Source organism: Klebsiella aerogenes KCTC 2190, assembly GCF_000215745.1.
GTDB classification, from domain to species: domain Bacteria; phylum Pseudomonadota; class Gammaproteobacteria; order Enterobacterales; family Enterobacteriaceae; genus Klebsiella; species Klebsiella aerogenes.
In genome coordinates this window covers 1486460-1505832 of record NC_015663.1, presented here as the reverse complement: position 1 = coordinate 1505832, position 19373 = coordinate 1486460, and the positions used below count along the sequence as shown (strand labels likewise).

General features: G+C 53.5%; 18 protein-coding genes. 14 read left to right on the top strand and 4 right to left on the bottom strand.

Going from position 1 to position 19373, the window contains the following annotated elements:
• Nucleotide 1: 1 nt before the first annotated feature.
• From rbsA to kup, 3 genes are all read right to left on the bottom strand, one after another.
• A complete protein-coding gene (gene rbsA, locus EAE_RS07330; protein WP_015368992.1) occupies nucleotides 2-1507 on the bottom strand; it encodes a ribose ABC transporter ATP-binding protein RbsA in 1506 nt (501 codons plus the stop codon).
• A gap of 10 nt (nucleotides 1508-1517) precedes the next feature.
• Entirely contained in the window at nucleotides 1518-1937 is a 420-nt protein-coding gene (gene rbsD, locus EAE_RS07325; RefSeq protein ID WP_015368993.1) for a D-ribose pyranase, read from the bottom strand.
• 186 nt (nucleotides 1938-2123) lie between these two features.
• Nucleotides 2124-3992 (bottom strand): low affinity potassium transporter Kup, encoded by a 1869-nt coding sequence (gene kup, locus EAE_RS07320; protein ID WP_015368994.1) that lies wholly within the window; start codon nucleotides 3990-3992, stop codon nucleotides 2124-2126.
• A 217-nt stretch (nucleotides 3993-4209) separates the two neighbouring features.
• Here kup and ravA point away from each other — a divergent pair, with 217 nt between their 5' ends.
• The gene (gene ravA / locus EAE_RS07315) at nucleotides 4210-5709 is read left to right on the top strand and encodes an ATPase RavA (protein ID WP_015703921.1); all 1500 of its coding nucleotides are present in this window, start codon (nucleotides 4210-4212) and stop codon (nucleotides 5707-5709) included.
• Complete coding sequence (gene viaA / locus EAE_RS07310; protein WP_015703920.1) at nucleotides 5706-7154, top strand: ATPase RavA stimulator ViaA; 1449 nt, start codon at nucleotides 5706-5708, stop codon at nucleotides 7152-7154. Before ravA ends, viaA begins: the two co-directional genes overlap by 4 nt.
• A gap of 3 nt (nucleotides 7155-7157) precedes the next feature.
• Here viaA and asnA read toward each other — a convergent pair whose 3' ends face one another.
• Nucleotides 7158-8150 carry an aspartate--ammonia ligase gene (gene asnA / locus EAE_RS07305; protein WP_015368997.1) on the bottom strand — a complete coding sequence of 331 codons (993 nt, stop codon included), beginning with the start codon at nucleotides 8148-8150 and terminating at the stop codon, nucleotides 7158-7160.
• 152 nt (nucleotides 8151-8302) lie between these two features.
• Between asnA and asnC the strand changes: the two genes are divergently transcribed.
• The 12 genes from asnC to atpD all read left to right on the top strand — a co-directional run bounded on the left by asnC (nucleotide 8303) and on the right by atpD (nucleotide 19369).
• Complete coding sequence (gene asnC / locus EAE_RS07300) at nucleotides 8303-8761, top strand: transcriptional regulator AsnC (RefSeq protein ID WP_015368998.1); 459 nt, start codon at nucleotides 8303-8305, stop codon at nucleotides 8759-8761.
• A gap of 98 nt (nucleotides 8762-8859) precedes the next feature.
• Nucleotides 8860-9300: an FMN-binding protein MioC gene (mioC, locus tag EAE_RS07295; RefSeq protein ID WP_015703919.1), complete on the top strand. Its 441-nt coding sequence runs from the start codon at nucleotides 8860-8862 to the stop codon at nucleotides 9298-9300.
• A 383-nt stretch (nucleotides 9301-9683) separates the two neighbouring features.
• Nucleotides 9684-11573: a tRNA uridine-5-carboxymethylaminomethyl(34) synthesis enzyme MnmG gene (mnmG, locus tag EAE_RS07290; protein ID WP_015369000.1), complete on the top strand. Its 1890-nt coding sequence runs from the start codon at nucleotides 9684-9686 to the stop codon at nucleotides 11571-11573.
• Nucleotides 11574-11686: 113 nt separating this feature from the next.
• Nucleotides 11687-12310, top strand: coding sequence for a 16S rRNA (guanine(527)-N(7))-methyltransferase RsmG (gene rsmG / locus EAE_RS07285; protein ID WP_015369001.1), 624 nt, complete (start codon nucleotides 11687-11689; stop codon nucleotides 12308-12310).
• 616 nt (nucleotides 12311-12926) lie between these two features.
• Entirely contained in the window at nucleotides 12927-13307 is a 381-nt protein-coding gene (gene atpI / locus EAE_RS07280; RefSeq protein ID WP_015703918.1) for a F0F1 ATP synthase subunit I, read from the top strand.
• An 8-nt stretch (nucleotides 13308-13315) separates the two neighbouring features.
• Complete coding sequence (gene atpB, locus EAE_RS07275) at nucleotides 13316-14131, top strand: F0F1 ATP synthase subunit A (RefSeq protein ID WP_015369004.1); 816 nt, start codon at nucleotides 13316-13318, stop codon at nucleotides 14129-14131.
• Between the two features lie 48 nt (nucleotides 14132-14179).
• Nucleotides 14180-14419 (top strand): F0F1 ATP synthase subunit C, encoded by a 240-nt coding sequence (gene atpE, locus EAE_RS07270; RefSeq protein WP_000429386.1) that lies wholly within the window; start codon nucleotides 14180-14182, stop codon nucleotides 14417-14419.
• A gap of 54 nt (nucleotides 14420-14473) precedes the next feature.
• Complete coding sequence (gene atpF / locus EAE_RS07265) at nucleotides 14474-14944, top strand: F0F1 ATP synthase subunit B (RefSeq protein WP_004107293.1); 471 nt, start codon at nucleotides 14474-14476, stop codon at nucleotides 14942-14944.
• 14 nt (nucleotides 14945-14958) lie between these two features.
• A complete protein-coding gene (gene atpH / locus EAE_RS07260; protein WP_015369005.1) occupies nucleotides 14959-15492 on the top strand; it encodes a F0F1 ATP synthase subunit delta in 534 nt (177 codons plus the stop codon).
• A 12-nt stretch (nucleotides 15493-15504) separates the two neighbouring features.
• Complete coding sequence (gene atpA, locus EAE_RS07255; RefSeq protein WP_015369006.1) at nucleotides 15505-17046, top strand: F0F1 ATP synthase subunit alpha; 1542 nt, start codon at nucleotides 15505-15507, stop codon at nucleotides 17044-17046.
• 50 nt (nucleotides 17047-17096) lie between these two features.
• Nucleotides 17097-17960, top strand: coding sequence for a F0F1 ATP synthase subunit gamma (gene atpG, locus EAE_RS07250; protein ID WP_015369007.1), 864 nt, complete (start codon nucleotides 17097-17099; stop codon nucleotides 17958-17960).
• Nucleotides 17961-17986: 26 nt separating this feature from the next.
• Complete coding sequence (gene atpD, locus EAE_RS07245; protein WP_015369008.1) at nucleotides 17987-19369, top strand: F0F1 ATP synthase subunit beta; 1383 nt, start codon at nucleotides 17987-17989, stop codon at nucleotides 19367-19369.
• Nucleotides 19370-19373: the final 4 nt, after the last annotated feature.

Here is a 19373-nt window from a genome sequence, read left to right as displayed (position 1 = left end):
TTTACTCCTGATTCACACGGTTAAGCTTGCCCACAGCGGCAGCCATCAATACTTCCTGGGTGGCCTGCTCGCGTGTGAATTCACCGCCGAGATGCCCTTCATGCATCACAATGATGCGATCGCTCATGCCCAGCACTTCCGGCATCTCCGAAGAGACGAGAATGATGCTCAGGCCATCGGCTTTAAACTGGTTAATCAGTTGGTAGATTTCTTTCTTCGCCCCAACGTCGACGCCACGGGTCGGTTCATCGAGGATCAGCACTTTCGGCCGGGTCATCAGCCCGCGAGCGATAGCGACTTTTTGCTGGTTACCGCCGGAAAGCAGGCCGATTGCCTGCTCCATTGAAGGCGTCTTCACATTAAACAGCCGAATGAAATCACTGACCGCCTGCTGTTCATCTTTATGCTTAAGGCTGCCGCCCGCCCGGCTGAAGTAGCGTAGCGCGGTCAATGACATGTTTTCTTTGACCGACATTCCGAGCACCAGGCCATCACGCTTACGGTCTTCGGAGATATAGACAATGCCGTTCGCCAGGCCATCCTGCGGCGAACGGGTGACGACTTCATGGCCATCCAGCGTCACGGAACCGCTGCTACGCGGCAGCGCGCCGTACAGCACTTTCATCAGTTCAGTACGCCCGGCGCCCATCAGCCCGGCGACGCCGAGGATTTCGCCCTGACGCAGGGTAAACGTCACGTTTTCCACACCGGAGCCGCAGAGATTATCGACCTTCAGACGTACCGCGCCCGGCGCCTTATCGAGATGCGGATATTGATCTTCCAGCTTACGGCCAACCATCATCTCGATCAGTCGATCCTCATCCAGCGAAGCCACTTCGCGCTCGGCAATAAATTGCCCGTCGCGAAATACGGTGACGTCATCGCAGATTTCGAAGATCTCTTTCATGCGGTGGGAGATATAGACGATACCGCGCCCCTGCGACTTCAATTCGCGGATGACGCGGAACAGCGATTCGGTCTCGGTATCGGTCAGGGCATCTGTAGGCTCATCCATAATGATGACCTTCGATTCGAAGCTCAGCACTTTAGCGATTTCCACCATTTGCTGATCGCCAATCGACAGATCGCCCACCAGCTTCTGGCTGTTAAAGCGTAAATTCAGCTTCGCCAGCAGCTTGTCCGCTTCGGCATACATCTTTTTCCAGTCGATTTTGCCAAAGCGGTTCACGAACTCGCGGCCGAGGAAGATGTTCTCGGCAATCGTTAATTGCGGGATCAGGTTGAGTTCCTGGTGAATAATGCCGATACCGGCTTCCTGTGAGGATTTTGGGCCGTTAAAGGTCGTTTCTTTACCTAACCACAGCAAAGAACCGGCATCACGGGTATAGATACCGGTCAGTACCTTCATCATTGTAGATTTACCGGCGCCATTTTCCCCTACCAGCGCCATCACCCGGCCGGCATAGACATTCAGCGCCGCGCCGGAGAGCGCTTTGACGCCAGGGAACGCTTTATCGATCCCTTTCAGCTGTAATAAAGCTTCCATGACGGCGACCTCAGAAAGTGACGCCGGCACAGAGAATAATATTCGCATACGGGGAACACTCCCCGCTGCGAATTACCGCCTGACTATCTGCGGTTTGTTTTTTGAACTGCTCATGACTGGTGTAACGAATTTCAATCGTATTTCCCTGGTGCTGCTGCAGCTGCTCAAGATGATTGAGCAACGTCGCGTGGAGTTGCGGATTATGGGTTTTAATCTCTTCCGCGATGACCGCCGCCTCAACCTGCATTTCCGCCGTTACGACTTCCAGTACCTGCATAAAAGAAGGTACGCCCTGAGTAAGCGCCATATCAATGCGCGCGCTGCTGCGGGGAACCGGCAATCCGGCGTCGCAAACAACCAGCGTATCGGTATGACCGAGGCGGGAGATAACGGAAGAAATATCAGCGTTAAGTACGGTGCCTTTTTTCATTTTGTCTCTTTTGCTCCACTAGCGAAACGTTTCGCTGCCCTAAGTATTGTCAATCAGCGAACAGAAAACCACCGGCAGAAGAGAGAAATGTGATCGCCATCGAAACGTTTCGCAACGCGGGGACAAGAAGTTACATCAAGATGTGAGAGACAAAAAAGCCCTTCGTTATTGAAGGGCTTTTTGACATCAGATTTCCACCTGCGTACCGAGCTCAATAACCCGGTTGGGCGGGATTTCAAACTGATCCGGCGCGCGCAAGGCGTTACGCTGCAGCAGCAGATACAGCTTGCCACGCAGGCGCAGATACCATGGCCGTTTGCCAATAATCAGCGACTCGTGGGACATAAAGAACGACGTTTCCATCATTCGACAGCTCAACCCTTCCAGGCCGCAGCGATGGAACACCTCTTCGACGTTCGGCGTTTCACGCCAGCCATAGCTTGCCACGACGCGCCAGAACGACGGCGACAGTTGCTCAATCTGCACGCGGCGAACGTTATGCACATACGGGGCATCTTCGGTACGCAGAGTCAGCAGAATCACGCGTTCATGCAGCACCTTGTTGTGTTTCAGGTTATGCAGCAGAGCAAAAGGGATCACGTTCAGGGCGCGAGACATATAGACCGCGGTACCCGGTACGCGCACCGGCGGCGATTTCTCCAGCGAGGAGATCATCGCTTCCAGCGAGTTGCCATGCTCGTGCATCCGGCGCAGCAGGCGGAAACGCTCGCTCTTCCAGGTGGTCATCACCGTAAACATCACCAGGCCCAGCGATAACGGCAACCAGCCGCCGGAGACGATTTTATCGAGGTTCGCCGAGAACAGCGGAATATCGATACACAGGAAGGCCACCAGCATCAGGCCGACAAACAGCTTATTCCAGTGCCAGTTTTTGCGCGCCACGGTCGCCGAAAGAATGGAGGTCAACACCATGGTGCCCGTTACCGCAATACCGTACGCCGCCGCCAGATTAGAAGAGTGCTCGAAGCTGACAATGACGATGACCACAGAAACGTACAGCAGCCAGTTAATGAACGGGATGTAAATCTGCCCGGACTCCATTTCCGAAGTATGGATAATGCGCATTGGTGACAGATAGCCCAGACGCACGGCCTGGCGAGTCAGCGAGAAGACCCCGGAAATCACCGCCTGCGAGGCGATAACCGTCGCCAGGGTCGCGATAATCAGCATCGGGATCAGCGCCCATTCCGGCGCCAGCAGAAAGAACGGGTTTTTAATGGCTTCCGGGTGCTTCAGCAGCAGCGCGCCCTGGCCAAAATAGTTAAGCACCAGTGATGGCAGCACCACCGAGAACCACGCCACGCGAATCGGTAGTTTGCCGAAGTGGCCCATATCGGCATACAGCGCTTCCACACCGGTAATCGACAGCACCACCGCGCCAAGCGCAATAAAGGATACCGTTTTGTACTGCAGGAAGAAATGTACTGCCCAGTAAGGGTTCAGCGCCTGCAGAACTTCCGGGTTATCGAGGATACTGCGCGCGCCAAGCACCGCCAGCAACAGGAACCAGATCAGCATAATTGGCGCGAACAGCTTGCCGACCATCCCGGTACCATGTTTTTGAATAGCAAATAGCAGGGTCAGCACAATAATGGAGATGGGGACAATCCAGGTATCCAGCTGTGGGGCGATAATTTCCAACCCCTCTATCGCCGACATCACCGATATTGCCGGGGTTATTACTACTTCACCATAGAAGAAGCTACCGCCAATCAGGCCGAGGATCACCAACACGGAGGTCATCTTTGCCGAGGTGTTACGCCCCGCCAGCGACATCAGCGTTAAGATCCCGCCCTCGCCGGCGTTATCCGCCCGCATCACGAAGGTGATGTATTTAATTGATACGGTAAAGATCAACAGCCAGAAAATCAGCGACAGAAAGCCAAACACCGCATCGCGTTCAACGCCAAAGCCAAACTGGCCTGACAGACATTCGCGAAGAGTATACAGTGGACTGGTACCGATATCGCCGTAAACCACGCCGATTGCCGCCAGCGTTATTGCCGGCAACGATTGTTTATTATCAGTGCTCATAGACTAGTCTTTTCGTTTATAAAACAAATGTGTGCCTAGTCCCTTGGCCCACAAAAAGCGCACAGTATGCACGATTATTTGCTGAATCGTACCCCTAACTGACACCATATTAACTTAGCTCAAAGAAAATAAATCGATTCTTCAGGCTATTACCACCCCTAATCAAACATCTATACTCGACGCAATAACGACACACGACAAAGCACGCAACTCTATTATGGCTCAATCACATTTACTGGCAGAAAGAATTTCCCGACTTAGCGCCGCCCTGGAAAAAGGACTCTTTGAACGCAGCCACGCAATACGTCTGTGCCTGCTGGCTGCGCTCAGCGGCGAGAGCGTATTCCTGCTGGGTCCACCCGGCATCGCGAAAAGCCTCATAGCCCGCCGGCTTAAGTTCGCTTTCAAGCAAGCGCGCGCTTTCGAATATCTGATGACCCGCTTCTCCACCCCGGAAGAAGTTTTCGGCCCGCTGTCGATTCAGGCGCTCAAAGATGAAGGGCGCTATGAGCGTTTAACGGCAGGCTATCTGCCAGAGGCGGAAATCGTCTTCCTGGATGAAATCTGGAAAGCCGGCCCGGCTATCCTTAATACCCTGCTGACGGCCATCAACGAACGCCACTTCCGCAACGGCGCCCATGAAGAGAAAATCCCGATGCGCCTGCTGGTTGCGGCGTCGAACGAACTTCCCGAAGCGGATAACAGCCTCGAAGCCTTATATGACCGCATGCTGATCCGCCTGTGGCTGGATAAAGTACAAGATAAAACTAACTTCCGCTCGATGCTGGTGAGCCAACAGGATGAAAACAGCAATCCGGTTCCCGAAAACCTGCAAATCAGCACCGAAGAGTTCACCCAGTGGCAGCATGACATTGGTACCGTGAAGTTGCCGGACAATGTCTTCGAGCTGGTTTTCCAACTGCGCCAACAATTAGATGACTTGCCTAATGCGCCTTACGTTTCCGATCGCCGCTGGAAAAAAGCCATCCGTCTGCTGCAGGCCAGCGCCTTCTTTAGCGGCCGCGACGCCATCGCCCCTATCGACCTGATCCTGTTGAAAGATTGCCTGTGGCATAACATCGAAAGCATGAATCTGATGTCTCAGCAGTTGGAATCCCTGATGACCAGCCATGCCTGGGGCCAGCAGGCGATGCTGACTAAACTGGGCGCTATCATCCAACGCCGCATCCAAATCCAGCAGCAGCACAGCGATAAAACCGCGCTTAAAGTCACGCGCGTGGGCGGCATGTTCAGCCGTAAGCCGCATTATGAACTGCCGGACGGAATTGAAGGCGAGACGTTGACGCTGCTTCTCCAGCAACCGCTGAAATTGCACGATCTCGAAGTCATTCATATCGCCTTCGAACGCGAAGCGCTGGTCAACTGGCTGGAAAAAGGCGGCGAGATCCGCGGCAAGCTCAACGGCATCGGTTTTGCCCAGCCATTGACGATGGATGTCGATGCCAGCCAGCACCTGGTGGTGCGCGACGTCAGCCTGCAAGGCTCACGCCTGTCGCTGCCAGGCAGCGAATCTCAGGAAAATATGCCAGCCGAGATCAGCCAGCAGCTGGAAGCGCTGGATGACGAGTGGCACCAGCAACATAACCGCTTTAGCGAACAGCAAAAATGCCTGTTTATTCCCGGCGACTGGCTGGGGCGTATCGAAGCCAGCCTGCAGGACGTCGGCGCGCAAATTAAACAGGCGCGCCAGCCATGACGCTCGACATGCTGAATGTCATGCTGGCGGTCAGCGAAGAAGGGATGATCGAGGAGATGCTGCTGGCGCTGCTGGCCTCTCCTCAACTGGCGGTGTTCTTTGAAAAATTTCCGCGGCTGAAAAATATCATCGCCGCCGATATTCCGCGCTGGCGAGAAGCGGTTCGCGCCCGGCTCAAAGAGACGCAAATCCCTCCCGAACTGGACGCCGAAGTGCAGATCTATCAGCAGGCTCAGCTGCTTTCAACGTCGCAATTTATTGTGCAACTGCCGCAGATCCTCGGCAAGCTGCATAAGCTACAGTCACCCTTTGCCGCTCAGGCGCAGCAGCTGGTGGACGATAACGCGACCTTCACCCCAGCGCTACATACTCTGTTCTTACAACGCTGGCGCTTAAGCCTCGTGGTACAGACCACCACCCTCAACCAGCACCTATTAGACGATGAGCGCGATCAACTGCTCAGCGAGGTGCAGGAACGAATGACGCTCAGCGGGCAGCTAGAGCCGGTGCTGGTGGAAAACGACAACGCCGCTGGCCGCCTGTGGGATATGAGCGCCGGCGAGCTTAAACGTGGCGATTATCAGCTGATCGTGCGCTATGGCGATTTTCTCAGCCAACAACCGGAACTGATGCAACTGGCTGAGCAGTTGGGCAGATCGCGGGAAGCCAAACTGGTGCCGAAGAAAGATGCGCCGATGGAGACCTTCCGCGCGATGGTTCGTGAACCGGCAACGGTACCAGAGCAGGTCGATGGCCTGCAGCAAAGCGACGATATTCTACGTCTGTTGCCGCCAGAGTTGGCAACGCTCGGCATCACCGAACTCGAGTTCGAGTTCTACCGTAAGCTGGTGGAAAAACAGTTGTTAACCTATCGCCTGCACGGCGACGCATGGCGGGAGAAAATAACCGAACGCCCGGTAACCCGGCAGGATTTTGATGAGCAGCCGCGGGGGCCATTTATTGTCTGCGTAGATACCTCAGGTTCGATGGGCGGCTTTAACGAGCAATGCGCTAAAGCCTTTTGTCTGGCGCTGATGCGCGTCGCGCTGGCGGATAACCGTCGCTGCTACATCATGCTGTTCTCCAGCGAAGTGGTGCACTACGAGCTAACCGGCCCGCAGGGGCTTGAACAGGCGATCCGTTTTTTAAGCCAGCGTTTTCGCGGCGGCACCGATCTGGCCAGCTGTTTTCGCGCGATCGTTGAACGTTTGCAAAGCCCGCAATGGGTCGATGCCGATGCGGTGGTGATTTCCGATTTTATCGCCCAGCGGTTGCCGGATGAGGTGGTCAATAAGGTGGGGGAGTTGCAGCACAAACATCAGCACCGTTTTCACGCGGTGGCGATGTCGGTACACGGCAAACCCGGCATCATGCGCATCTTCGATCATATCTGGCGCTTTGATACCGGATTGCGTAGCCGCCTGCTGCGTCGCTGGCGGCGTTAATCTTTACAACAGAGCGGCGACGCTTTCACGCACCTGCGTGGGCCATACGCCGCACTGTACCTGGCCGATATGGTCAAGCTGTAGCAACAGCATGGTTAAACGCGACTGGCCAATACCGCCGCCAATGGTCTGCGGCATCTCGCCGCGCAGCAGCGCCTGGTGCCATTCAAGCTGCAGACGGTCTTCATCGCCGGTCACCGCCAACTGGCGCTTCAGCGCCTCGGCGTCAACGCGGATCCCCATAGAGGAAAGCTCAAAAGCGTCTTCCAGCACCGGGTTCCACACCAGGATATCGCCGTTCAGGCCGGCAAAACCTTCCGCCGATGGCGAGCTCCAGTCATCGTAATCCGGCGCGCGAACATCGTGGCGCTTGCCGTCAGACAGTTTACCGCCGATACCGATTAAGAAGACGGCGCCAAGCTCTTTAGCGATCGCCCGCTCGCGGCCTTTGGCATCCAGACCCGGATAACGGCTCAGCAGCTCCTGACTGTGAATAAAGTGGATCTGTTCCGGCAGGAATGGCGTCAGACCAAATTCCTGACTTACCGCCAGCTCGGTGGCTTTGATCCCGGCGTAGATCGCCTCAACCGTCGCTTTCAACGTGCCAGTATGGCGTTCGCCGTCGCCCATGACGCGTTCCCAGTCCCACTGGTCAACGTAAACGGAGTGAATTGGGGTGAGGCGGTCTTCATCGGGGCGAAGGGCCTTCATGTGCGTGTACAGCCCTTCGCCCGCGCTGAAGTCGTGTTGTCCCAGGGTTTGACGCTTCCACTTCGCCAGTGAATGAACCACTTCGAATTGGGCGTCTGGCAGTGTTTTCACTTTTACCTGAACCGCTTTCTCGCAGCCGGACAAGTTGTCCTGCGTCCCATCTCCTACGCGGCTTAAGATCGGCGCCTGCACTTCAATCAGGCCAAGCTTCTCTTCCAGCTGACGGGAAAAATGGGATTTAACGAAACTAATCTGGCGTTGTTTTGCGATGTATGCGGTTTTCATTTTTTATTACTCCTGCGTCCTGTTGATATTGATTAAGCAACAGAAATGGCACTGAATTCAATAATCAATCAATAAAAAGACGCCTTGAGTTTTGATTCATTAAATTAAAAAGCTAAAATAGAAAGAATCATCAAACATCATAAGAAAAAACAATGGAAAATTATCAGATCGACAATCTGGACCGCGGCATTCTTGATGCCCTAATGGCGAATGCGCGCACCGCTTACGCCGAACTGGCCAAACAGTTCGGCGTGAGTCCAGGTACGATTCACGTACGCGTAGAGAAAATGAAACAGGCGGGCATAATTACGGGGGCGCGAATCGACGTCAGCCCGAAACAGCTCGGTTATGACGTCGGCTGCTTCATCGGCATTATTCTTAAGAGCGCCAAAGACTATCCTTCCGCTCTCGCCCGGCTGGAGAGCCTGGAGGAGGTGACCGAGGCTTACTACACCACCGGCCACTACAGCATCTTTATTAAGGTGATGTGTAAATCCATCGATGCCCTGCAGCAGGTACTTATCAACAAGATCCAAACAATCGATGAAATTCAGTCCACTGAAACCCTGATCGTGCTGCAAAACCCGATCATGCGTACCATCAAGCCCTGATCGTTTTTTTTAATCCCACATTTTTCCACAGGTAGATCCCAGCTCGCTCACAGCGTACAATACGCCACTCAGAATAGTTGAGCGAGCGATCGGCGATCATGGCAGACATTACACTTATCAGCGGCAGCACCCTGGGCAGTGCGGAATATGTAGCAGAACATCTGGCGGAAAAGCTGGAAGAAGCGGGCTACAGCACTGATATCCAGCACGGTCCGCTGGTTGACGATCTGCAGGCTGAAGGGATCTGGTTAGTTATCTCTTCTACCCATGGCGCCGGCGATATTCCGGACAACCTGGTCCCCTTTTATGAAGCGTTGCTGGAGAAGCAGGTCGATCTTTCTGCCGTTCGCTTTGGCGCGGTGGGTATCGGTAGCCGCGAATATGACACTTTTTGCGGCGCAATCGACAAACTCGAAGCAGCATTAAAGGCCAACGGGGCAAAACAGATCGGTGAAACGCTGAAAATTAATGTCCTCGAACACGAGATTCCTGAAGATCCGGCCGAGGTTTGGGTGGGATCCTGGAAAGATTTACTCTGAGTTTTGTAAAGATCCGCAGCTTCTTCTGTGGATAACCCTGCTCAAAAGCTTGGATCAACCGGTAGTTATCCAAAGAATAACCGGAGTACGCTTTTTGAGCTGTGCATAACCCTTCATTCTGATCCCAGCTTATACGGAACAGGATCACCGATCATTCACAGATTGCGATCCTTCTTAAGCGTTTGATCTTAAACAGTGGATCCGACTTATCCACAAAGAGAGTCGATCCTAATAAGAGATCACAATAGAACAGATCTCTAAATAAAAGATCTTCTTTTTAATACTCAGGATCCCGGCCCCTTTCTCGAAAGAGCAAAGTTGAGTAGAATCCACGGCCCGGGCTTCAATCCATTTTCAAACCGCGTTATGCGAGGCAGATCACCATGTTTTATCAGGATCCTTTTGACGTCATCATCATTGGCGGGGGTCATGCAGGCACTGAGGCCGCGATGGCAGCAGCGCGAATGGGCCAACAAACCCTGCTTTTGACACACAATATCGACACGCTGGGGCAGATGAGCTGCAACCCGGCGATTGGCGGCATTGGGAAGGGACACCTGGTAAAAGAAGTGGACGCGCTCGGTGGTCTGATGGCGAAAGCGATCGATCAGGCAGGTATTCAGTTTAGGATACTAAACGGTAGCAAAGGCCCAGCTGTTCGTGCGACCCGCGCCCAGGCCGACCGCGTGCTGTATCGCCAGGCGGTACGCACCGCGCTGGAGAACCAGCCGAACCTGATGATCTTCCAGCAGGCGGTAGAAGATCTGATTGTCGAAAACGATCGTGTCGTCGGCGCGGTGACCCAAATGGGCCTCAAGTTCCGCGCTAAGTCGGTGGTACTAACCGTCGGCACCTTCCTGGATGGCAAAATCCACATTGGGCTGGACAACTACAGCGGCGGTCGCGCTGGCGATCCGCCGTCGATCCCGCTGTCTCGCCGTCTGCGTGAACTGCCGCTGCGCGTAAGCCGCCTGAAAACCGGTACTCCGCCGCGTATTGACGCACGCACCATCGATTTTAGCGTGCTGGCGCAACAGCACGGCGATAACCCGATGCCGGTCTTCTCGTTTATGGGTTCCGCGGATCAACATCCGCGCCAGGTACCGTGCTATATCACGCACACCAACGAGAAAACCCATGATGTGATCCGCAGCAACCTCGATCGCAGCCCCATGTACGCCGGGGTGATTGAAGGTATCGGCCCACGTTACTGCCCGTCGATCGAAGACAAGGTCATGCGCTTTGCCGATCGCAACCAGCATCAGATCTTCCTTGAACCGGAAGGGCTGACTTCAAACGAAATTTATCCAAACGGTATCTCCACCAGCCTGCCGTTTGATGTGCAAATGCAAATCGTCCGTTCAATGCAGGGGATGGAAAACGCGAAGATCGTTCGCCCTGGCTATGCCATTGAGTACGATTTCTTTGACCCGCGTGACCTGAAGCCGACGCTGGAGAGCAAATACATTCAGGGTCTGTTCTTCGCCGGCCAGATTAACGGCACTACCGGTTATGAAGAAGCCGCCGCACAGGGTTTGCTTGCCGGTCTTAATGCCGCCCGCTTCTCAGCGGAAAAAGAGGGTTGGGCGCCGCGTCGCGATCAGGCCTACCTTGGCGTGCTGGTGGACGATCTGTGCACACTTGGCACCAAAGAACCGTACCGCATGTTTACCTCCCGTGCGGAATATCGCTTGATGCTGCGTGAAGACAACGCCGATCTGCGCCTGACCGAACAGGGGCGTGAGCTGGGGCTGGTGGACGATGAGCGCTGGGCGCGTTTCAACGAGAAACTGGAAAGCATTGAGCGTGAACGCCAACGCCTGAAAACCAGCTGGGTTAACCCGCTGGCGGAAAGCGCAGCCGAAGTGAACGCTCACCTGACTGCGCCGCTGTCGCGCGAAGCCAGCGGCGAAGATCTGCTGCGTCGTCCGGAAATGACCTACGAACAGCTGGTTCAGCTTTCTCCGTTCGCGCCGGGCCTGCAGGATCAACAGGCGGCAGAGCAGGTTGAGATTCAGGTTAAGTACGAAGGTTATATCGCTCGCCAGCAGGACGAGATCGAAAAACAGCAGCGCAACGAGAATACTTTGCTGCCGGCAACGCTCGATTACCGTCAGGTATCCGGCCTGTCCAACGAGGTTATTGCCAAGCTGAACGACCATAAACCGTCATCGATCGGCCAGGCATCGCGTATTTCCGGGATTACCCCGGCGGCAATTTCTATTTTGCTGGTGTGGCTGAAAAAGCAGGGGATGCTGCGCCGCAGCGCCTGATAATCGTCAGAGCGCGTTAATTTGGCGGATGCAAAATCAGCGTTCGCCTTTATAATTCACAGCCCGGTAAGCGTTAGCGCCTCCGGGCTCATTATTTTTAGAAGGTACTCACCGTGCTCAACAAACTTTCTCGTCTGCTGGATGAAGCGGGTATTTCGCTCACCGATCACCAGAAAAACCAGCTGGTGGCGTATGTCGGGCTGCTGGATAAGTGGAACAAAGCCTATAACCTGACCTCTGTTCGCGATCCTAACGAGATGCTGGTTCGCCATATCCTCGATAGCATTATCGTTGCGCCATATCTACAGGGCTCCCGCTTTATCGATGTGGGAACCGGCCCGGGCCTGCCGGGTATTCCGCTGGCTATCGTGCGCCCGGAATCTCATTTCACATTACTGGATAGCCTTGGCAAGCGTGTGCGCTTCCTGCGCCAGGTCCAGCATGAGCTAAAACTGGATAACATCACCCCCGTGCAGAGCCGTGTGGAAGCGTTTCCCGCCGAGCCGCCGTTTGATGGCGTCATTAGCCGCGCTTTTGCCTCGCTGAACGACATGGTGAGCTGGTGCCACCACCTGCCGGCGGCAGATGGGCATTTCTACGCGTTGAAAGGGCAGGCGCAGGAAAGTGAAATGGCAGACCTGCCAGAAGGTTACCAGGTTTGCGATGTGATTAAACTGCATGTACCCCAGTTGGAAGGGGAGAGACATTTGGTGGTCATTAAGCCAAACGCCTTATAATTTTTATCAAAAAATGTGGAAAAAATGTGGCCTGCGCATGTTACAAAAATCAAAGTTACCTGCGGGTATTATCTGGCCACTTTTAACCTTGTTTTTACTATGGCTTTTCTAGTGTTTAACTTTAGCGTGGTGGTTTACTGGCAGAATAGTCAACTTTGAAAATATCAGGGTGCTAAAAATCGATGAACTGTCAGTTCATATTGATGTTAAATTTTTATTATAAATGTCAATAAAAGGTTTTTATTGTATGTGGGGTTGTTTTACAAAAAGACCTCACTTTTTATCTTGAATATCAAAAAGATGAAAACTTACTGATTCTGTACAGATTTAATTCGATTGCGCCGAAAATGTTTATTATGTGATCTGATGCACGCTTTAATGGCCGCGTTTTCTCATTATTTGCACTTCTGGTTGATCCCTCACTGATTGACGAAATGCATGAAAAATTGCCGCTCAGAAAATAATTAAACATTTATTCACTATTTTGCTACTTAATGTTTGAAATCACGTGTTGTCACCGTATAATTTGTCCGCTTTTTGACGCTTGACTCTTGGTCTTAAAGAACGTTTTATACGACACGCGGCATACCTCGAAGGGAGCAGGAGTAAAAACGTGATGTCTATGTCGCTCGTGAGTCGAAACGTTGCTCGAAAGCTTCTGTTTATTCAGTTACTGGCAGTAATAGCAAGTGGACTGCTGTTCAGCCTCAAAGACCCCTTCTGGGGCATCTCCGCCATATGCGGAGGTTTGGCAGTTGTTTTGCCAAACGCGTTGTTTATGATTTTTGCCTGGCGCCATCAGGCGCATACACCAGCACAAGGCCGAGTGGCCTGGACCTTCGCCTTCGGTGAAGCATTCAAGGTGTTGCTGACCTTCGCCCTACTGGCGATGGCGCTGGCGGTTTTTGAAGTGGTATTTTTGCCGCTGATAGTGACGTGGGTTTTGGTGCTGGTGGTACAAATTCTGGCTCCAGCTGTAATTAACAACAAAGGGTAAAAGGCATCATGGCTTCAGAAAATATGACGCCGCAGGATTACATAGGACACCATCTGAATAACCTTCAGTTGGACCTACGTACATTCTCGCTGGTGGATCCGCACAACCCCCCAGCCACCTTCTGGACGCTCAATATTGACTCCATGTTTTTCTCGGTGGTTCTCGGTCTGCTGTTCCTTGCCATGTTCCGTAGCGTTGCTAAGAGAGCGACCAGCGGCGTACCAGGGAAATTCCAAACCTTCATCGAAATGATCATCGGCTTCGTCCATGGCAGCGTTAAAGACATGTACCATGGCAAGAGCAAGGTCATCGCGCCGCTGGCGCTTACCGTGTTCGTCTGGGTATTCCTGATGAACCTGATGGACCTGCTGCCAATCGACCTGATTCCTTATATCGGCGAACACATTTTCGGCCTGCCTGCACTGCGCGTGGTTCCGTCTGCTGACGTGAACATCACCCTGTCAATGGCGCTTGGCGTGTTCATCCTGATTATTTTCTACAGCATCAAAATGAAAGGCGTTGGTGGGTTCGTTAAAGAACTGACCATGCAGCCGTTCAATCACTGGGCGTTCATTCCTGTCAACTTAATCCTTGAAGGGGTAAGCCTGCTGTCCAAACCGGTTTCTCTCGGTCTGCGACTGTTCGGCAACATGTATGCCGGTGAGCTGATTTTCATTCTGATTGCTGGTCTGTTGCCGTGGTGGTCACAGTGGATTCTGAATGTGCCTTGGGCCATTTTCCACATCCTGATTATTACGCTGCAAGCCTTCATCTTCATGGTTCTGACGATTGTCTATCTGTCGATGGCATCCGAAGAGCATTGATTTTTACCAACACTACTACGTTTTAACTGAAACAAACTGGAGACTGTCATGGAAAACCTGAATATGGATCTGCTGTACATGGCTGCCGCTGTGATGATGGGTCTGGCGGCAATCGGTGCTGCGATCGGTATCGGCATCCTCGGGGGTAAATTCCTGGAAGGCGCAGCGCGTCAACCGGATCTGATTCCTCTGCTGCGTACTCAGTTCTTTATCGTTATGGGTCTGGTGGATGCTATCCCGATGATCGCTGTAGGTCTGGGTCTGTACGTGATGTTTGCTGTCGCGTAGTAAGTTGTTCGAAAGAAACCTAAGCCACAGAGTTAATTTAAGAGGTATTGTGCTGTGAACATGAACGCAACAATCCTCGGCCAGGCCATCGCGTTTGTTATCTTCGTATGGTTCTGCATGAAGTACGTATGGCCGCCGTTAATGGCTGCCATCGAAAAGCGCCAGAAAGAAATTTCTGACGGTTTAGCTTCTGCAGAACGCGCTAAGAAAGATTTGGACCTTGCACAGGCCAACGCGACCGACCAGCTGAAAAAAGCGAAAGCGGAAGCCCAGGTAATCATCGAGCAAGCGAACAAGCGTCGCTCTCAGATTCTGGACGAAGCTAAAGCTGAAGCAGAACAGGAACGCACCAAAATCGTCGCACAGGCGCAGGCTGAAATCGATGCCGAACGTAAACGTGCTCGCGAAGAACTGCGTAAGCAGGTTGCTATCCTGGCTGTTGCTGGCGCCGAGAAGATCATCGAACGTTCCGTGGATGAAGCTGCTAACAGCGACATCGTGGATAAACTTGTCGCTGAACTGTAAGGAGGGAGGGGCTGATGTCTGAATTTGTAACGGTAGCTCGCCCCTACGCCAAAGCAGCTTTTGACTTTGCCGTCGAACACAAAAGTGTTGAACGCTGGCAGGATATGCTGGCGTTTGCCGCTGAAGTGACTAAAAACGAACAAATGGCAGAGCTTCTCTCCGGTGCCCTGGCGCCGGAAACGCTCTCAGATGCGTTTATCGCTATCTGCGGCGAGCAACTCGACGAAAATGGTCAGAACCTGATTCGGGTGATGGCTGAAAATGGTCGTCTGAAGGTGCTCCCGGATGTTCTTGAGCAGTTCATTCACCTGCGTGCGGCCAGCGAGGCCATCGCAGAGGTAGATGTTATTTCTGCCAACCAACTGAGTGAAGAACAGCTTGCGAAGATCTCCGGCGCGATGGAAAAGCGTCTGTCACGCAAAGTTAAGCTGAATTGCAAAATCGATAAGTCTGTTATGGCAGGAGTTATCATCCGTTCGGGTGATATGGTCATTGATGGTAGCGTACGCGGCCGTCTTGATCGCCTGGCAGACGTCTTGCAGTCTTAAGGGGACTGGAGCATGCAACTGAATTCCACCGAAATCAGCGAACTGATCAAGCAGCGCATTGCTCAGTTCAATGTTGTGAGTGAAGCTCACAACGAAGGTACTATTGTTTCTGTAAGTGACGGTGTTATCCGCATCCACGGCCTGGCCGATTGTATGCAGGGTGAAATGATCTCCCTGCCGGGTAACCGTTACGCTATCGCACTGAACCTGGAGCGCGACTCCGTTGGTGCGGTTGTGATGGGTCCGTATGCTGACCTCGCCGAAGGCATGAAGGTTAAGTGTACTGGCCGTATTCTGGAAGTTCCGGTCGGTCGTGGTCTGTTAGGCCGCGTAGTGAACACCCTGGGTGCGCCAATTGACGGTAAAGGTCCTGTTGAGCACGATGGTTTCTCGCCAATCGAAGTTATCGCTCCGGGCGTTATCGATCGTCAATCCGTAGACCAGCCGGTACAGACCGGTTACAAATCTGTTGATGCCATGATTCCAATCGGCCGTGGCCAGCGTGAGCTGATCATCGGTGACCGTCAGACCGGTAAAACCGCGATGGCAATCGATGCGATCATCAACCAGCGTGATTCCGGCATCAAATGCGTATACGTAGCTATCGGCCAGAAAGCGTCCACCATCTCTAACGTGGTGCGTAAACTGGAAGAGCACGGCGCGCTGTCCAACACTATCGTTGTTGTGGCGACCGCTTCTGAATCTGCTGCGCTGCAATACCTGGCGCCGTATGCCGGTTGCGCAATGGGCGAATACTTCCGCGACCGCGGTGAAGATGCGCTGATCGTTTACGATGACCTGTCTAAACAGGCTGTTGCTTACCGTCAGGTTTCCCTGCTGCTCCGTCGTCCGCCAGGACGTGAAGCATTCCCGGGCGACGTGTTCTACCTCCACTCCCGTCTGCTGGAGCGCGCATCCCGCGTTAACGCGGAATACGTTGAGAAGTTCACCAATGGTGAAGTTAAAGGTAAAACCGGCTCCCTGACTGCGCTGCCGATTATCGAGACGCAAGCGGGTGACGTTTCCGCATTCGTTCCGACCAACGTAATTTCCATTACCGATGGTCAGATCTTCCTGGAAACCAACCTGTTCAACTCCGGTATTCGTCCGGCGGTTAACCCGGGTATCTCCGTATCCCGTGTTGGTGGTGCTGCTCAGACCAAGATCATCAAGAAACTGTCCGGTGGTATCCGTACCGCGCTGGCGCAGTATCGTGAACTGGCTGCGTTCTCTCAGTTCGCATCCGATCTGGACGAAGCGACTCGTAAGCAGCTGAGCCACGGTCAGAAAGTGACCGAACTGCTGAAACAGAAACAGTATGCCCCTATGTCTGTAGCACAGCAGGGCCTGGTACTGTTCGCTGCTGAACGCGGTTACCTCGAAGATGTGGAACTGGCGAAAATCGGTAGCTTCGAAGCCGCTCTGCTGGCTTACGTTGACCGTGACCACGCTCCGCTGATGCAAGAGATTAACCAGACCGGTGGCTATAACGACGAGATCGAAGGCAAGCTGAAAGGCATCCTCGACTCCTTCAAAGCAACCCAGTCCTGGTAAAGTCTGGCGGCTTGCCTTAGGGCAGGCCGCAAGGCATTGAGGAGAAGCTCATGGCCGGCGCAAAAGAGATACGTAGTAAGATCGCAAGCGTCCAGAACACGCAAAAGATCACCAAAGCGATGGAGATGGTCGCCGCCTCCAAAATGCGTAAAACGCAGGATCGCATGGCGGCCAGCCGTCCATATGCAGATACTATGCGCAAAGTGATTGGTCACCTTGCGAACGGTAATCTGGAATATAAGCACCCATACCTGGAAGAACGCGACGTTAAACGCGTGGGCTACCTGGTGGTGTCGACCGACCGTGGTCTGTGCGGTGGCTTGAACATTAACCTGTTCAAAAAACTGCTGGCGGATATGAAAGCATGGTCCGATAAAGGCGTTCAGTGCGACCTCGCAATGATCGGCTCTAAAGGCGTGTCTTTCTTTAACTCCGTGGGCGGCAATATTGTGGCCCAGGTGACCGGTATGGGTGATAACCCGTCCCTGTCCGAACTGATCGGCCCGGTAAAAGTGATGTTGCAGGCCTACGATGAAGGCCGTCTGGACAAGCTTTACGTTGTCAGCAACAAATTTATTAACACCATGTCTCAGGCTCCGACCATCACTCAGCTGCTGCCGTTACCGGCTTCAGAAGATGATGATCTGAAACGTAAGTCCTGGGATTACCTGTATGAGCCCGATCCGAAAGCGCTGCTGGATACCCTCCTGCGTCGTTATGTGGAGTCTCAGGTTTATCAGGGCGTGGTAGAAAACCTGGCCAGCGAGCAGGCCGCCCGTATGGTGGCGATGAAAGCCGCGACCGATAATGGCGGCAGCCTGATTAAAGAGCTGCAGTTGGTATACAACAAAGCTCGTCAGGCCAGCATTACTCAGGAACTCACCGAGATCGTCTCGGGGGCCGCCGCGGTTTAACCAGGTTATTTCGTAGAGGATTTAAGATGGCTACTGGAAAGATTGTCCAGGTAATCGGCGCCGTGGTCGACGTCGAGTTCCCTCAGGATGCCGTACCACGCGTGTACGATGCCCTTGAGGTACAGAATGGTAATGAGAGCCTGGTGCTGGAAGTTCAGCAGCAGCTCGGCGGTGGCGTAGTCCGTGCTATCGCCATGGGTTCTTCCGACGGTCTGCGTCGTGGTCTGGAAGTTAAAGACCTTGAGCACCCGATCGAAGTCCCGGTAGGTAAAGCGACTCTGGGCCGTATCATGAACGTCCTGGGTCAGCCGATCGACATGAAAGGCGACATCGGCGAAGAAGAACGTTGGGCTATCCACCGCGCGGCGCCTTCCTATGAAGAGCTGTCCAGCTCTCAGGAACTGCTGGAAACCGGCATCAAAGTTATCGACTTGATGTGTCCGTTCGCTAAGGGCGGTAAAGTTGGTCTGTTCGGTGGTGCGGGTGTAGGTAAAACCGTAAACATGATGGAGCTGATCCGTAACATCGCGATCGAGCACTCCGGTTACTCCGTGTTTGCGGGCGTTGGTGAGCGTACTCGTGAGGGTAACGACTTCTATCACGAAATGACCGACTCCAACGTTCTGGATAAAGTATCCCTGGTTTACGGCCAGATGAACGAGCCGCCGGGAAACCGTCTGCGCGTTGCGCTGACCGGCCTGACCATGGCTGAGAAATTCCGTGACGAAGGTCGTGACGTTCTGCTGTTCGTCGATAACATCTATCGTTACACCCTGGCCGGTACTGAAGTATCTGCACTGCTGGGCCGTATGCCTTCAGCGGTAGGTTATCAGCCGACTCTGGCGGAAGAGATGGGCGTTCTGCAGGAACGTATCACCTCCACCAAAACCGGTTCTATCACCTCCGTTCAGGCGGTATACGTACCTGCGGATGACTTGACTGACCCGTCCCCAGCAACCACCTTTGCGCACCTTGACGCAACCGTGGTACTGAGCCGTCAGATCGCGTCTCTGGGTATCTACCCGGCCGTTGACCCGCTGGATTCCACCAGCCGTCAGCTGGATCCGCTGGTTGTTGGTCAGGAACACTACGACACCGCGCGTGGCGTACAGTCCCTGCTGCAGCGTTATCAGGAACTGAAAGACATCATCGCCATCCTGGGTATGGATGAACTGTCTGAAGAAGATAAACTGGTGGTAGCTCGCGCTCGTAAGATCCAGCGCTTCCTGTCCCAGCCGTTCTTCGTAGCAGAAGTATTTACCGGTTCCCCGGGCAAATACGTTTCGCTGAAAGACACCATCCGTGGCTTTAAAGGCATCATGGAAGGCGAATACGATCACCTGCCGGAGCAGGCGTTCTACATGGTCGGTTCCATCGAAGAAGCCGTGGAAAAAGCCAAAAAACTTTAACGCC

Coding starts and splice junctions, on each gene's coding strand:
- rbsA (WP_015368992.1), bottom strand. CDS start 1,507: ATGGAAGCTTTATTACAGCTGAAAGGGATCGATAAAGCGTTCCCTGGC.
- rbsD (WP_015368993.1), bottom strand. CDS start 1,937: ATGAAAAAAGGCACCGTACTTAACGCTGATATTTCTTCCGTTATCTCC.
- kup (WP_015368994.1), bottom strand. CDS start 3,992: ATGAGCACTGATAATAAACAATCGTTGCCGGCAATAACGCTGGCGGCA.
- ravA (WP_015703921.1), top strand. CDS start 4,210: ATGGCTCAATCACATTTACTGGCAGAAAGAATTTCCCGACTTAGCGCC.
- viaA (WP_015703920.1), top strand. CDS start 5,706: ATGACGCTCGACATGCTGAATGTCATGCTGGCGGTCAGCGAAGAAGGG.
- asnA (WP_015368997.1), bottom strand. CDS start 8,150: ATGAAAACCGCATACATCGCAAAACAACGCCAGATTAGTTTCGTTAAA.
- asnC (WP_015368998.1), top strand. CDS start 8,303: ATGGAAAATTATCAGATCGACAATCTGGACCGCGGCATTCTTGATGCC.
- mioC (WP_015703919.1), top strand. CDS start 8,860: ATGGCAGACATTACACTTATCAGCGGCAGCACCCTGGGCAGTGCGGAA.
- mnmG (WP_015369000.1), top strand. CDS start 9,684: ATGTTTTATCAGGATCCTTTTGACGTCATCATCATTGGCGGGGGTCAT.
- atpI (WP_015703918.1), top strand. CDS start 12,927: ATGTCTATGTCGCTCGTGAGTCGAAACGTTGCTCGAAAGCTTCTGTTT.
- atpB (WP_015369004.1), top strand. CDS start 13,316: ATGGCTTCAGAAAATATGACGCCGCAGGATTACATAGGACACCATCTG.
- atpE (WP_000429386.1), top strand. CDS start 14,180: ATGGAAAACCTGAATATGGATCTGCTGTACATGGCTGCCGCTGTGATG.
- atpH (WP_015369005.1), top strand. CDS start 14,959: ATGTCTGAATTTGTAACGGTAGCTCGCCCCTACGCCAAAGCAGCTTTT.
- atpA (WP_015369006.1), top strand. CDS start 15,505: ATGCAACTGAATTCCACCGAAATCAGCGAACTGATCAAGCAGCGCATT.
- atpG (WP_015369007.1), top strand. CDS start 17,097: ATGGCCGGCGCAAAAGAGATACGTAGTAAGATCGCAAGCGTCCAGAAC.
- atpD (WP_015369008.1), top strand. CDS start 17,987: ATGGCTACTGGAAAGATTGTCCAGGTAATCGGCGCCGTGGTCGACGTC.